The 14,084-nt window shown below is 64.6% G+C and carries 12 protein-coding genes; 5 read left to right on the top strand and 7 right to left on the bottom strand.

The annotated features are described in order from the left end of the window. Positions 1-87 precede the first annotated feature (87 nt). Positions 88-2,151, top strand: coding sequence for a DNA topoisomerase IV subunit B (gene parE, locus AAIH46_RS00720; protein WP_430303585.1), 2,064 nt, complete (start codon positions 88-90; stop codon positions 2,149-2,151). A 74-nt stretch (positions 2,152-2,225) separates the two neighbouring features. Here the strand turns inward: parE and AAIH46_RS00715 are convergent, their stop codons facing one another. Continuing rightward, on the bottom strand, positions 2,226-4,784 hold the full coding sequence (locus tag AAIH46_RS00715; protein WP_430303584.1) for an HWE histidine kinase domain-containing protein: 2,559 nt from the start codon (positions 4,782-4,784) through the stop codon (positions 2,226-2,228). Continuing rightward, complete coding sequence (locus AAIH46_RS00710; RefSeq protein ID WP_430303583.1) at positions 4,777-5,301, bottom strand: biliverdin-producing heme oxygenase; 525 nt, start codon at positions 5,299-5,301, stop codon at positions 4,777-4,779. Before AAIH46_RS00710 ends, AAIH46_RS00715 begins: the two co-directional genes overlap by 8 nt. 233 nt (positions 5,302-5,534) lie before the next feature. Here AAIH46_RS00710 and AAIH46_RS00705 point away from each other — a divergent pair, with 233 nt between their 5' ends. Continuing rightward, on the top strand, positions 5,535-6,653 hold the full coding sequence (locus tag AAIH46_RS00705) for an AI-2E family transporter (protein ID WP_430303582.1): 1,119 nt from the start codon (positions 5,535-5,537) through the stop codon (positions 6,651-6,653). Between the two features lie 23 nt (positions 6,654-6,676). Here the strand turns inward: AAIH46_RS00705 and AAIH46_RS00700 are convergent, their stop codons facing one another. Beyond that, on the bottom strand, positions 6,677-7,153 hold the full coding sequence (locus AAIH46_RS00700) for a GNAT family N-acetyltransferase (protein ID WP_430303581.1): 477 nt from the start codon (positions 7,151-7,153) through the stop codon (positions 6,677-6,679). A gap of 98 nt (positions 7,154-7,251) precedes the next feature. On the opposite strand from AAIH46_RS00700, the gene AAIH46_RS00695 reads away from it, so the two are divergent. After that, complete coding sequence (locus tag AAIH46_RS00695) at positions 7,252-7,677, top strand: hypothetical protein (protein WP_430303580.1); 426 nt, start codon at positions 7,252-7,254, stop codon at positions 7,675-7,677. Between the two features lie 10 nt (positions 7,678-7,687). Here the strand turns inward: AAIH46_RS00695 and AAIH46_RS00690 are convergent, their stop codons facing one another. Further along, complete coding sequence (locus tag AAIH46_RS00690) at positions 7,688-8,824, bottom strand: DUF2336 domain-containing protein (protein WP_430303578.1); 1,137 nt, start codon at positions 8,822-8,824, stop codon at positions 7,688-7,690. Positions 8,825-8,978: 154 nt separating this feature from the next. On the opposite strand from AAIH46_RS00690, the gene AAIH46_RS00685 reads away from it, so the two are divergent. After that, the gene (locus AAIH46_RS00685; protein WP_430303577.1) at positions 8,979-9,587 is read left to right on the top strand and encodes an aldolase/citrate lyase family protein; all 609 of its coding nucleotides are present in this window, start codon (positions 8,979-8,981) and stop codon (positions 9,585-9,587) included. A 3-nt stretch (positions 9,588-9,590) separates the two neighbouring features. On the opposite strand, the gene AAIH46_RS00680 is transcribed toward AAIH46_RS00685, so the two are convergent. Beyond that, complete coding sequence (locus tag AAIH46_RS00680; RefSeq protein WP_430303576.1) at positions 9,591-10,196, bottom strand: flavin reductase family protein; 606 nt, start codon at positions 10,194-10,196, stop codon at positions 9,591-9,593. Between the two features lie 3 nt (positions 10,197-10,199). After that, the gene (locus AAIH46_RS00675) at positions 10,200-10,787 is read right to left on the bottom strand and encodes a nitroreductase family protein (protein WP_430303575.1); all 588 of its coding nucleotides are present in this window, start codon (positions 10,785-10,787) and stop codon (positions 10,200-10,202) included. Positions 10,788-10,893: 106 nt separating this feature from the next. Between AAIH46_RS00675 and AAIH46_RS00670 the strand changes: the two genes are divergently transcribed. After that, on the top strand, positions 10,894-11,865 hold the full coding sequence (locus tag AAIH46_RS00670) for a hypothetical protein (RefSeq protein WP_430303573.1): 972 nt from the start codon (positions 10,894-10,896) through the stop codon (positions 11,863-11,865). Between the two features lie 95 nt (positions 11,866-11,960). Here AAIH46_RS00670 and thrS read toward each other — a convergent pair whose 3' ends face one another. Further along, positions 11,961-13,982 carry a threonine--tRNA ligase gene (gene thrS / locus AAIH46_RS00665; RefSeq protein WP_430303571.1) on the bottom strand — a complete coding sequence of 674 codons (2,022 nt, stop codon included), beginning with the start codon at positions 13,980-13,982 and terminating at the stop codon, positions 11,961-11,963. Positions 13,983-14,084 lie beyond the last annotated feature (102 nt).

The following is a 14,084-nucleotide window of genomic DNA, read 5'->3' as shown; positions in this document are numbered from 1 at the left end:
CGCGAGCGATTCGATAGCCGACGGCGGACGGATGCGTCCCGCCCCCTCGCCTGCCGCCGCGCATCACAGGCCAGATTGACGGACCCCATGGACGATACCAGCGATCTCTTTGCCAGCATTCCGAATGCCACCACCAAAGCCGCCGAGCAGCCGGCGGACCCGCGCCCCAAGGCGTCGGCCCAGCCCGCTCCCCAGCGTCCACAGGCCGTTCCGCAAGCTTCCTCCGATACCTACGACGCTTCGTCCATCCGGGTTTTGGAAGGGCTGGAGCCGGTGCGCATGCGTCCTGGCATGTATATCGGCGGCACCGACGAGAAGGCCCTGCACCACCTTTTTGCCGAGGTCATCGACAACTCGATGGACGAAGCGGTGGCAGGCCATGCCGATTTCATCGACGTGCACCTCGATGCCGAGGGCTTTTTGACTGTCACCGACAACGGCCGTGGCATCCCGGTGGAAAACCACCCGCAGGTGCCCGGCAAGTCGACCCTCGAAGTGATCATGACCAAGCTGCATGCAGGCGGCAAGTTCGACGGCAAGGCCTATGAGACCTCCGGCGGCCTGCACGGCGTCGGCGTCTCGGTCGTCAACGCGCTGTCCGACCTGCTCGAGGTCGAGGTGGCGCGCAACCGCAAGCTCTACCGCCAGCGCTTTTCGCGCGGCGCACCGATCGGCGGGCTCGAAGAACTGGGCGACGTCCACAATCGTCGCGGCACCCGCGTCCGCTTCCACCCGGATCCGCAGATCTTCGGCGACCACGCCAAGTTCGACGCCGGGCGGATCTTCCGCATGGCCCGCTCCAAGGCCTATCTGTTCGGCGGCGTCGAAATCCGCTGGAGCTGCGATCCGTCCCTGGTGCAGGCCGGCGGCGAAATCCCCGACAAGGCGGTCTTCCATTTTCCGGGCGGTCTCAAGGACTATCTGGCGGCGACGCTCGGCAAGGACTTCACCGTCACCCGCGAGATCTTTGCCGGCCGCACGGAAAAGACCGGTGGCCATGGCGCGATGGAATGGGCGGTGACCTGGTATGGCGGCGACCCGCAGATCCACTCCTACTGCAACACCATTCCGACGCCGGAGGGTGGCACCCACGAGGCGGGCCTGCGCATCGCCCTCACCAAGGGCCTGAAGAACTACGCCGAACTGACCCAGAACAAGCGCGCCGCGCAGATCACCACCGACGACGTCATGATCTCGTCCGTCGGCATGCTCTCGGTGTTCATCCGCGAGCCGGAATTCGTCGGCCAGACGAAGGACAAGCTGGCGACCGTTGAGGCCCAGCGGATCGTCGAGAACGCCCTGCGCGATCCGTTCGACCATTACCTTGCAGGCAACCCCGGCGAGGCTGCCAAGCTCCTCGAATGGGTGATCGAGCGCGCCGAAGAGCGGCTGCGCCGTCGCAAGGAAAAGGAAGTCAACCGCAAGACTGCGGTGCGCAAGCTGCGCCTGCCCGGCAAGCTTGCCGACTGCTCGCAGAACACCGCCGAAGGCGCCGAACTGTTTATCGTCGAAGGCGATTCGGCCGGTGGCTCGGCCAAGCAGGCGCGCAACCGCATGAACCAGGCGATCCTGCCGCTGCGCGGCAAGATCCTCAACGTCGGCAGCGCCAGCCGTGAAAAGCTGTCGGCAAACCAGCAGATCGCCGATCTCATCCAGGCGCTCGGCTGCGGCACGCGGACAAAATACCGGGAAGAAGACCTTCGTTACGAGCGCGTCATCATCATGACCGATGCCGACGTCGATGGCGCGCACATCGCTTCGCTGCTGATCACCTTCTTCTATCAGGAAATGCCGGAGATGATCCGCGGCGGGCATCTCTTCCTCGCCGTCCCGCCCCTCTACGTCATCCGCCAGGGTGCGAAGTCGGTCTACGCGCGCGACGACGTGCACCGGGCGGAACTGATGGAGACGGTATTCAAGGGCAAGAAGGTGGAGATCGGACGCTTCAAAGGTCTCGGCGAAATGATGCCGGCACAGCTGAAGGAAACGACGATGGACCCCTCGAAGCGGACGCTGCTGCGCGTCGGCATCGACGAGGTCGATTTCGAAGGCACGCGCGAGGCGGTGGATAACCTCATGGGCACCAAGGCCGATGCGCGCTTCCGGTTCATCCAGGATCGCGCCGCGTTCGCCGACAATCTCGACATCTGAAACGGACAAAGGCGGCTCGATGCCGCCTTGCGGTCTGTAGCGAAGTCCCGTTCCAAGCCAGACAGGCTTGAGGATCAGTCCTTCGTCGCTTCCCCGTGGCTTGCCAGCAGGCGGACCATCGCGCCGATCAGTGCCTGCGCCTCGTAGGGTTTGCGCACCACCGGTGCCGTGAAGCTTGCCGGAATGACAGATCGGTCGCTGTAGCCGGTTGCAAAGACGAAGGGTACCCCGCGGCGCGTCAGTTCTTCGGCAATCGGCAGAGACGTGCCCGAGCCGAGATTGACGTCGAGAATGGCGATGTCCGGCGTGAACGTCTTCAACTGGCGAAGCGCTTCCGCAGCGGATGGAGCGGTCGTCACGCGCGAGATGCCGTGGCTTTCGAGCATTACCTCGACATCGGCAGCCACCAACATCTGATCCTCGACCAGAAGCAGCTCGAGGTCGCCCATAAGCTCCGTGATTTCCGCAGGCGACGCGGCGTGAAGTTCCACCGTCTCGTCCGTGGCGACCACATCATTGCCGTGCACGTGGCGGGCCGGCACGATGAAATCACCACGCAGTCCGCCCGGATCATAGGTGACGCGGCTCTTGCCGCCGAGCTCGTAGGGTATGCTTCGGTCGATCAGCACCGTTCCGAAACCGGCACGCGCCGGCGGCGTCACAGGCGGTCCGCCGCTCTCCGTCCAGGTGATCTCGCAGTCGCCATCCTGCGTCCGCGTCCAGGCGATCTCCACCTGGCCCTCGCCCGCCGACAGGGCGCCGTATTTCGCCGCGTTGGTCGACATCTCGTGCAGCACCAGAGCCATGACCGAAAAAGCCCGGCTGTCGAGCCAGACGTTGGGACCGCGAAGCGTGACCTTGCGGTTGCCGTCGCTGTACGGCTTCAGCTCAGCCTCAAGCAGTTCGCGCAGGGGACCGCCGTCACTGCCGCGCACCACCTGGTCGTGGGCCAGCGCGAGCGCCTGGATGCGGCCCTTCAGAACCGACACGTAATCGCCAAGCTCCCGGCCTTCCTGCACCGGATGGCCGACCAGCGCCTTGATCACCGCCAGGATGTTCTTGACGCGGTGGTTCAACTCCTCGTTCAGCATCCGTTGCCGCACGTCGGCCTTGCCGCGTTCGTCGGCGATCAATTCGTTGTGGTGCAGCACGATCTCGACCAGCACGGCGCGGATCGCCTCGGCGATTTCCCACTCGCCGTCGGTCCAGCGCTGCGCCTTCATGTGGACGGTTTCTTTCCAGATCGCAAAGCTCTTGCGCGGCGTCAGCCGGTCGCCGAGCGGTCCGGTCTCGTAGGACTTGTCCGGGTTGCCGGCCCAGTTCAGCGTCTGGACGAGTTCCTTGCGGAAGAAGAACATGTAATCGCGCGGCCGCTGCGACAGCGGAATGGCCAGCACGCCGCAGACATCCGGAGCAAAACTTTCGGATCCCAGCAGATGCTGCGAGATCTGGTCGGTTCCCCAGATGCGGCTGTTGGCCACCGAGCTTACGAAGTCCGCCAGCATTGCGACGCCGCTTGCCGACGGCGTGGTCCCCTGGCCGGTCCACAGACCATCAAGCCACAGTCCGACGCCGTCGCAGGGCAGGATCGCGCTGAACTCGTCCAGCGACTGCCTGAGGAGCCCGGCGATATCGGGATTATGGGCAGCGGCCTGCAGGAACCGGTCGAGCGATTTGCGGGCGACGTTGGCGGTGTCTAGGATCTGCTTCTGCTTCAGCGCGCTCAGATGCAGCGAGAAGAACTCGCCGAACATTTCCGCCGCGATCCGCTGCGGCATGGACAGCGCCCGCGGGCTATAGTGGTGACAGGCGATCAGCCCCCAGAGCTCGCCGTCGACGATGATCGAGATCGACATCGAGGCAGCAACACCCATGTTGCGCAGGTATTCACAATGGACCGGCGAGACGCTGCGCAGATGCGCGAAGGACAGGTTGAGCGGCGCCTGCGTGTCGTCGAATTCCGGCACCACCGGAATGCGGGTACCGGAGGCATCCGAGATGACCCGGATGGTGTTCTTCAGGTACAGCGTGCGGGCCTGCTTGGGGATGTCGCTTGCCGGGAAATACTGGCCGCGGAAGCTTTCGAGGTCACGACGCTTGTATTCGCTGACCACCTTGCCGGCGCCGTCATGCTCGAAGCGGTAGATCATCACCCGGTCATAGGCGAGCATAGCGAAGATCAGCCGGGCCGACTTCTCCACCAGTTCGTCGATGCTGCCGATGGTGCGGATGCGGCTGATCAGCATGCGCGCCGTCTCGAGCGGCGAGTCCGACTGATCCGAGGCAGGCTCGAACTCGATGATCGCGCACTCTTCCAACCGATGCACGGAGACGTCGAAGCGTCCAGCCGGCATGGCGAGCGCCATGCGCAGTGCCGGGCGGGCGGGATCGTCGGAGGTGGCCAGCGCGTTGCGCAGCGTGTGGGCGGCTTCCGCGCCCAGCGCCTCGTCCAGCCGCAGGCCGTTGAGCACCGGAGGAAGTCCCAACATCCCCGGGGCGTTCTCCGAATGCCGCAACACGCCGCTGCCGGACGCATCGCAGACCAGAAGACAACCATGGGGCTGAATGCTGCCGGGGATATGGATGGGTTCGCGGTCGCAATTGGTAAGATCGACCGTGGAAGCGTTAGGCATACAAATTTCCCTTGAAGGCGGTCTCCGCGTGAGCGAACACCGTCCGCGACGCATCGACCACCTTGTCCATATCCATCGTCGGCGCACTGTCGAGCATCTGCAGAAAGCTCTTCCAGCCGTCCGACTGCGCCTGACTGGCCAGATGACGGGCGCCGTAGGTGTCATTGAGACCCAACTGACCGGCACGCGAAACAAGCACGCGCGCGCCGAGCGACGATCCTTCCAACACGTAGAGCGCACCCAGCAGTGTTTCCAGATCAGCGTGGTGAGGAATCGACGGTTCAATACGCCGTTCGGTCACATTCAGATCATCCATGTCGCGCAGGATCATCTCGCCGATGGCCGTCGGCCGCCATTCACCGAAGTGGCGTGGCCAATCGAGACCGGCAAGCCAGGCTTCCAGCGGCAGTCTGAAAGAATACAGTCCCTGCAAATAGATAGAGTAGTGCTGCAACGTGTCGAAAGAGCCGACGGCAGCATCGACCGCCTGATGGCGATCAGCTGTACGCTCCCTCAACAGGAAGCGGCGTGTCGATGGGGGCATATGGGCAAAAACTAATGTTGACGATTTCCTTATTTCTAGCGCATCTGCGCCTTACGGCAAGCTGCAATCTCCGATACGGCTAAGATCGGTCCAACTGCATTGTTGCGGACCCGGCGACCGCGCGCGTGAAACAGGGATGATGTTGACCCGTGAGTGAACCAGACAAGACTCCACTTGGACCGCGTTGGCTTGGCCCGGTGGCACCGATGCGCATCGCGCTGATCCCGCCGATTTCCGTCGCCCGCTGGCTGCTGGTGCTGACGGTGTTCGCCGGCATCTACTTCTTCCATGGCTTCCTCGTGCCGGTGCTTGCCGCGCTGGTGATCGGCTTTGCCAGCTGGCCGCTCTACCGCGACCTCCTGCGGCGCACCCGCGGCAATACGACGATTGGCGCCACCATCGCCATCCTCATGGTGATCGCCTTCATCGTCGTGCCGATCGGCATCGCCATTTCCTACACCATCGGCGAGGTTCGCCAGTGGATCGGCTGGGCGCTGGAGGTCAACCGTTTCGGCTCACCGCCGCCGCTGTGGATCGTCAACCTGCCGATCGTCGGCGAATGGCTGGCCGGGCAATGGGTCCGCCATGTCGGCGAACCGGGTGCCGTGGGCGAGCTCGTGCAGCTCGTCAGCGGCGCCAATATCGGCAATATCTACCGTGCCGTGGTGGCGGCAGGCGACGGCGCCTTCCACCTGGTGCTGACGCTGCTGTTCATGCTGATCGCGCTGTTCTTCGTCTACCGCGACGGATCCGCCTTCTCGCGGCAGATCGACATGCTGGGCGAACGCATCCTGCCGTCGCGCTGGGAGCGCATCTCGCGCGTCGTGCCGGCGACCATCAGCTCCACCGTGACGGGCATGACGCTGATTGCCATCGGCGAAGGCATCGTGCTCGGCATCGCCTACTGGATCGCCGGCGTGCCGTCGCCGGTGACGCTCGGCGTATTGACCGGCGTCATGGCGCTGATCCCGGGTGGCGCGCCGCTGTCGTTCACCCTGGTATCCATCTACCTGGTCGCCAGCGGTTCGGTCTTTGCCGGCATCGGCCTGCTGATCTGGGGCTCGGTCGAGCTGTTCATCGTCGACAAGACGCTGCGCCCCAAGCTCGTCGGCGGGCCGATCAAGCTGCCGTTCCTGCCGACGTTCTTCGGGCTCGTCGGCGGCGTCAAGACGATGGGCTTCCTGGGACTGTTCATCGGGCCGGTGCTGATGGCGCTGATCGTCGCCATCTGGCGCGAGTGGATGCGCGAGATCGAACTGTCCAACATGGCAGCGATCGTCGACGCCGAGCTTGCCGAGGAGAAGCAGGCGCGCCGGACCGCCTGACCCTTATCGCTTGAGGATCGTCGTCAGACCGGCGACGATCCGATCCGCTTTTCCATGAACAGGCTGAGCGGATCGGGACGGTAGCTGCCGAACGCCTCGATTTCGATGTAGCCCGCCTTGCGGTACAGCCCGATCGCTTCCGGCTGATGGATGCCGGTCTCCAGGCGGATGGTGCCGACGCCGAGACGCATTGCTTCCGTCTCCAGCGCTGCAAGCAGCCGCTTTCCGAGCTGCAGGCCCCGCGCCGCGCCGTCAACGAACATCCGCTTGATCTCGGCTGAACCGTCTCCCGCGATCACGAGCGAGGCGCAACCGAGGATCTCGGTGCCGCGCCTTGCGACGAAGAACGAGACATTCTCCGCCTCCAGTTCCTCGATCGGCAGCATATGGTTGCTCTCGGCCGGATAGAGCGACGCGGCATAGGCGTTCGACAGATCCAGCAGACGCAATACGCCCGGCTGACGCGGCGCCTCGCGGCCAATGACGATGGCTTCCTGCATCTTGCCGATCCCCCTTCAGATTTCCGCCTTCACGCGGACACGATCGTCTTCTTAGTGGTGACGGCAGCACCTGCCAAGCCACCGACCCGGGAGACGATATGCGCACCGCACTCGTGATGATGACGATCCTCGGCTGCGACGACGGCACGACGGACTGCCAGTATATCGCCACCATCAACCAGCGCTGGCCGACGATCGAGCTGTGCAATGCGGTGTCGGAAAAGGAGCTCGGCGCATTCACCAACGTCTCCTACCCGACCGTCATCGCCGTCTGCCAGGATCCGGCTGTTGCCGAAGCTCCAAAGGCAGAGGAAAAGCGGCCAGCCGACACCAACGCGGTCAACACCATGGCAGCCGTCCCGACGCCTGCCGAGGAGCGCGCTGAAGAGCAGTCGTTGGCGCGGCGGGCACTGGAGCGGACGAAGGCTGTGCTGCCGACCGTCGACGGCATGCGAAACCTCGTTGAGAAGCAGGTCAACCTTGTCGAGGACGGCTATTCCTGGATGGTCCGCAAGCTGCGCTGAGCCGCGTCGGTCAGGCGGCGATGGCCCTGTGGCTGGCAAAGGCGCGCGCCAGGCGACGCTCCTCGCTGTGGTGCATCGTCTCGACAAGATCCAGCAACTGGCTGACGGGGGAGAATGGATCGGCGGGGCGGTTCAGCCTGTCGATCAGCGGCTGACAGATGCTCTCTCCGGCCGACAGATAGGGCCGGCGCATCAGCTCCCGCCACAGAAGCGTCGCCTCGACGAAAACCTCGGCGATATCACGCCCGAGCCTGGAGGCCTCATAGAGCGCCCTCACCGCATGCCGACGTCCGGTCGCCAGGATCGAGCGTACCCGCCGCTCCTCAAGCCCGGAGATGTTCGTCAGCGCCGAGGCGAAGAACTCGATCCGTCCGCTGCACAGCGCATGCATGAGGAAGGCCGGTGTCAGGCGGCCGGCCTGCCGCAGGCGATCGACCAGCACCGGCATCTCGTCGGGCAGCGCCGTCTCCAGCATCGCCAAGGTCGCGGCCTTGTCGGCCTCCTGTGTCAGATGTGCGATACGCGACGGGCTGAGCGTGGCGCGCACCAGAAGCGAGTTCGTCAGCGCCGCCGTCACCTGCTGGACCAGCCGATTGCGCGCGGAGGCTGGCAGGTCCGCCCGGGCCAGCAGCAGGTCACGGACGCCGGCATGATGGCCATGCCGTTCCGCCAGCCGGCAGAGCGTCTGGCGAGCGACCATGGCCGAGGAATTATCGAGTAGGAGGATGGCTTCGGCCGCATCACCGACTTCGGCGATTGCCGCGCAGGCACCGCGGGTGAGACCCGGGCGTGCGGCGATCAAGCCGCGCGATACCGCACCAGACCGGCCGATCAGATCCACCAGGTCCATCTCGGTGAGGATCGGAGACAGCGTCAGGACGTGGCAGGCGATTTCGGGCTGATCTTCCGCCAGCGCCAGAACGACGCCGCGCGGCGCCGCAGCGGAACGCCCCAGCGATTCGGAGAGTGCCTGGCGAACCAGCGGCGACGGATCGTCGAGCAGATGCATCATGGCGTGGATCGCGGCCTGGCGCGTCTCGTCAGCCGGACCGACCCGCAGATAGGCCCGCACCAGCGCGTGCGCGGCTTTCGCCCTGTCGGCTGCACCAGCCGTTTCCGCCCACTGAAGAAATGCCTTAACGATCACTGGTTACGCCTCGACTGCCGGGAGCAGACGACCGCCGCTTCCCCTTGAGGCAAGCTAGTCAGAAATAGTTTATGATCGGTTCACCATACCTCTTAATGTTTCGGAGCCCGCCCTGCAGCCCCTGCCCCAACCCTTGAAAAGCCTCGAGTTTCCCGTGGCCTGGCAGCTCGTCGCCGCCGGCGATCACCTGCATGAGACAGCCACCGGTCGCATTCCATCGCTCGGTCGCGCCGTTCTGCTTCCGCCGATCGATTCGCCGCAGATCCGGTCGGCCATCGGCCGCGCGATCGCCGCCGCAGAACAGTCCGTGATCCTTCCTCGCGTCCGCGATCCAGCCGAGGTGCAGCATCTCGACGTGCTGCTGACCGTCGCCGAGACCGAAGCGGGACAGACAGTCGGCGCAACCACCATCATCGCGGTGTGCGGCGATACCGCGGAAGGCGTGCTGTTCGGCCAGGATTTCCGGCGGCTGAGCACCCGGCTGAAGGCGCTGGCGTTCGATGCATCGGCGCTGATGGTATCGATCGGCCTCGCCGATGCCATCGCCGACCGGGACCCCGAGCCGCTTCGGGTAGCCCGCGCAAACGTCATTCTGGCAGCCGCTGCCGCTGGCCTCAAGGCGCTCGATACGGCGACGCACCAGGCTGACCCGGCGCTCTTTCGGCTGGAATGCGAAGAGGCGCGGCGCCAGGGCTTCCATGGCAGGATCGCCCGCCAGGCATGGCAAGCGGAGGTCATTGCAGCGATGTTCGGCCGACGCTGACTGTCAGGTGGACGGACGCTTCAGCTGGAACACGTCGGTGCCGCCATCGGCGTAATCCATGTAGCCCATGCGCGCCACGGGCCGCGCCAGCTGCATGTCGATCCGCCCGTCGCGAATGATCTCCTCGCTGATGTGGATACCCACCACCTCGCCGAACACCATGATCGACGTCGACGCGTGACCATCCAGTCCGTGCGGCTGGATGATCTGCGTGACGCGGCATTCGAGCGCGGCATAGGCTTCCGCCACATAAGGCGCATCGACGACGCCGCCAGCCTTCGGCGTCAGGCCGGCGAGCAGGAACTCGTCGACGCCGTACTCGACCGCCGCAGACGAGGCGTTCATGCGATCGACGAGGTGGCGGCTGACGAGGCTTGCGGTGAAGACGCCGGTCTCCTCGGCGTTCTTCAGGCTGTGCTTGCGGCCGCTCGAGGAGAACATGACGATCTTCGGCTGGTCGGAGACGATGTTGAAGAACGAGTATGGCGACAGGTTGCGCGATCCGTCCGTGCCTCTGGTGCCGATCCAGCCGATCGGGCGCGGCGAGACGATCGCCTTGAACGGATCATGCGCCATGCCGTGCCGGTTGCTGTCGGTGGTGTAGAACATCGCTCAGATCTCGTCGCCGCCGACCCAGGTGACAATGTCGGTCAGCTCCGGGCGCGGGCGGTCGGTCTGCGGAAAATCGCTCGACCCGATGTAGAGGAAGCCCGCCAGCTTCTCCTCCGGCAGGACGCCGAGCACCGCCTTGGCCTGCTCGTCATAGGCGATCCATTCCGACAGCCAGTTGGCAGCATAACCATGGGCGTTGGCGGCCATGAACAGGTTGAGGCAGACGGCGCCGGCCGACAGCTCCTGTTCCCAGACCGGGATCTTGACGTGCGGCGCGGCACGGCTGACGACCGCGATCACCACCGGCGCGCGGGTCAGGCGGTTGCGCTCGACCTCCTGCAATTGCGCCGACAGATCCGGGGTCTTCGACAGCGCGATGGCGGCCAGCTGCGAACCGATCTCGGCGCGCCTGTCGCCGCGGATGACGATGAACCTCCACGGCGCCAGCTTTCCATGATCCGGAACGCGCGAGGCGAGTGTCAGCATGCTCTCGATCTCGTCTCTGCCGGGACCGGGCTCAGCCATCTGCAGCGCGGGGATCGAGCGGCGGGTGCTCATGTACTGGAAGAGAGGTGTGGGGTTTTGCATAATCTTGACCTGCAGGAGACGTCGGAGGGCGTGGCACCTTGAAATTGCCGCGAGGTTCGGTTTCAAGTGGCGGCTCAACTATCGAGAGTCAACGGTCATCAACCGAATGCACGCAGTTTCACGGGCACGCCTTTTCGCAGTCGTCGCCGCCGTCGGCATCATGCCGGCCGGCATGGCGCCGGCGGAGGATGCGTTCCAGTCCTTCAAGCAGATGGACAGCACGGCCAAGATGCCGAAGCTGAACGCGTTCACGCCGACCGTCGGCCGGCAGGCGCCGGTCGCCCGCGAAGTGACGCTGAACGCCAAGCTGACCGCCGACGGCCAGCCGATGCAGACGGGGCTCACCTGGCGCGTCTTCAGCCCGCAGCCCGGCCCCGACGGCAAACTGCCGCTGGTCGCCTCGTCCGAGGGCGGGGGCGCGCATTTCCAGCTGACGCCCGGGGCTTATTTCGTCAACGTCGCTTTCGGCCGGGCCGGCGTTACCAAGCGGCTCGACGTTCCGGCCGACGGCGAGTTTGTGCCCCAGGCGCTGGTGCTCGATGCGGGCGGCTTCGTGCTCAATGCGGTTGCCGGAACGGACCAGCGGATCCCCGACAGCAAGCTGCGCTTTTCCATCTATTCGGCGGAAGTGCGCGAAGATGGCGAGCGCGGTCTGGTGATGGCCAATGTCAAGCCGAATACCATCGTCCGCCTGAACGCCGGCACCTATCACGTCGTGTCAGAATATGGGGAGGTGAACGCCTCGGTGCGCGCCGACATCCAGGTGGAGGCCGGCAAGCTGACGGAAGCCACCCTGCAGCACCGCGCAGCGCAGATCACCCTGAAACTCGTCTCGCAGGCGGGCGGGGAAGCCGTCGCCGACACCGCCTGGTCGGTGCTAACGGCCGGTGGCGACGTGGTGGCGGAAAGCCTCAGCGCCTTCACCACCATGGTGCTGGCGGAAGGCGACTACACCGCCGTTGCGCGCAACAAGGACAAGATCTACCAGCGGGAATTCCCGGTACAGTCCGGCCATAACTCCGATGTCGAGGTGTTGATGAAGGATCAGCAGCCGGTCGCCGGCGTCGATTCGGACTGAGCACTACTCTGGGTTTGAGGCGCCATTACCGGAGGGCCGCCTCTCCCGACGACAAACAAAAATCCCGCCGGCATGACCGGCGGGATTTTTTGTTGTTACTCGGCGGCGATCCGCCGCTGCGCCTGGCGGCGCTTGACGTCCGGTGGTGTGGCCTCATCGGTGAGTGAGGTCACCGCATCGGCGAGCGACATCGGCGTCTGCGTCTGGCTGCCGAGGCGGCGGATGTTGACCGTACGGTTCTCGGCCTCCTGGCGGCCGCAGACGATGATCACCGGCACCTTGGTGACCGAGTGCTCGCGGACCTTGTAGTTGATCTTCTCGTTGCGGAAATCCGTCTCGACGATCAGGCCTGCGTCGCGCAGCGTCTCGGCGACTTCACGACCGTAGTCGTCGGCGTCCGATGTGATGGTTGCGACGACCACCTGCAGCGGCGCGAACCACAGCGGCAGATGGCCGGCGAAATTCTCGATCAGGATGCCGAGGAAACGCTCCATCGAGCCGCAGATCGCCCGGTGGATCATCACCGGCTGGGTCTTTTCCGAATTGCTGTCGATGTAGAAGGCGCCGAAGCGTTCCGGCAGGTTGAAGTCGACCTGCGTCGTGCCGCACTGCCATTCGCGACCGATGGCGTCCTTCAGCGTGTATTCGAACTTCGGCCCGTAGAACGCGCCCTCGCCCGGCAGGATGCCGGTCTTGATGCGGCCGCCCGACTGCGCCTCGATCTCCTTCAGCACGTCCATCATGACGCTTTCGGCGCGATCCCACAGATCGTCCGAACCGACGCGCTTCTCAGGCCGGGTGGAGAGCTTCACCACCACTTCCTTGAAGCCGAAATCCTCGTAGACCGAGAGGATCAGGTCGTTGATGCGCAGGCACTCCGCCGCCATCTGCTCTTCGGTGCAGAACACATGCGCGTCGTCCTGGGTGAAGCCGCGGACGCGCATCAGGCCGTGCAGCGCACCAGAGGCTTCGTAGCGATGGACGAGACCAAATTCCGCAAGCCGGACAGGCATTTCGCGATAGGACTTCAATCCGTGCTTGAAGATCTGAACGTGTCCCGGGCAGTTCATCGGCTTCAGGGCGAATACACGGTTGTCGGCTTCCTTGTCATCCTCATGGGTGAAGGCGTAGGCCGATTTCACGGCGAACATGTTTTCCTGGTACCAGCCCCAGTGACCGGAGGTTTCCCACAGCGAGGCATCGAGTACCTGCGGCGCGTTGACTTCCTCATAGGTGTTGGCGAGCCGGCGACGCATGTAGGAGGTCAGCGTCTGGAACATCCGCCAGCCCTTGCCGTGCCAGAACACGACGCCCGGGCCTTCTTCCTGGAAATGGAAGAGATCCATCTCGCGACCGAGCTTGCGGTGGTCGCGCTTTTCGGCTTCGGCCAGCACGTGCAGGTACTGGTCGAGTTCCTCCTGGGTCGCCCAGGCCGTGCCGTAGATGCGCGTCAGCATCGGACGGGTGCTGTCGCCACGCCAATAGGCGCCGGCGACCTTCATCAGCTTGAACGCCGTGCCGATCTGGCCGGTCGAGGCCATGTGCGGGCCGCGGCACAGGTCGAACCAGTCGCCCTGGTAGTAGATCTTGAGGTCCTGGTCTTCCGGGATCGCATCGACCAGTTCGACCTTGTAGCCCTCGCCGCGGTCGGCAAATACGTCGCGCGCCTTGTTGCGCGGCCAGACTTCCTTGGTGAACGGCTTGTTGCGCTGGATGATCTCCTTCATCCGCTTTTCGATCTTCGGCAGATCGTCGGGCGTGAACGGCCAGTCTTCCTGACTGTCGGGATGGACGCGCTTGAAGTCGTAGTAGAAACCGTTCTCGATGACCGGTCCGATGGTGACCTGGGTGCCGGGCCACAGTTCCTGGACGGCTTCGGCCATCACATGCGCGGCATCATGGCGGATGAGCTCCAGCGCCCGCGGATCGGTGCGGCCGACGATCTCGATCTTGCCGTCGGTGACGGGATCGGAGAGATCGCGGATCGTTCCGTCGATGGCGATTGCCACAGCCTTCTTGGCGAGCGACCTGGAGATGCTTTCGGCAACGGCGAGACCGGTGGTGCCGGCATCGTAGCTGCGGATGGAGCCATCGGGGAACGTCAGGGAAACGGACATGTTCTTCTCCTTCAAACCAGTCCCGCCAACGAATGCGGGTGGTGAAATGAGCCGCCGCAGGCATCCGGCCCCGGCAGCGATTGACGCCCGGGTGATAAGGGG

The organism is Rhizobium sp. 0TCS1.26 (assembly GCF_050455525.1).
GTDB lineage: Bacteria > Pseudomonadota > Alphaproteobacteria > Rhizobiales > Rhizobiaceae > Neorhizobium.
The sequence above is the reverse complement of the archived record's forward strand: the minus strand, read 5'-3'. Positions and strand labels throughout refer to the sequence as shown.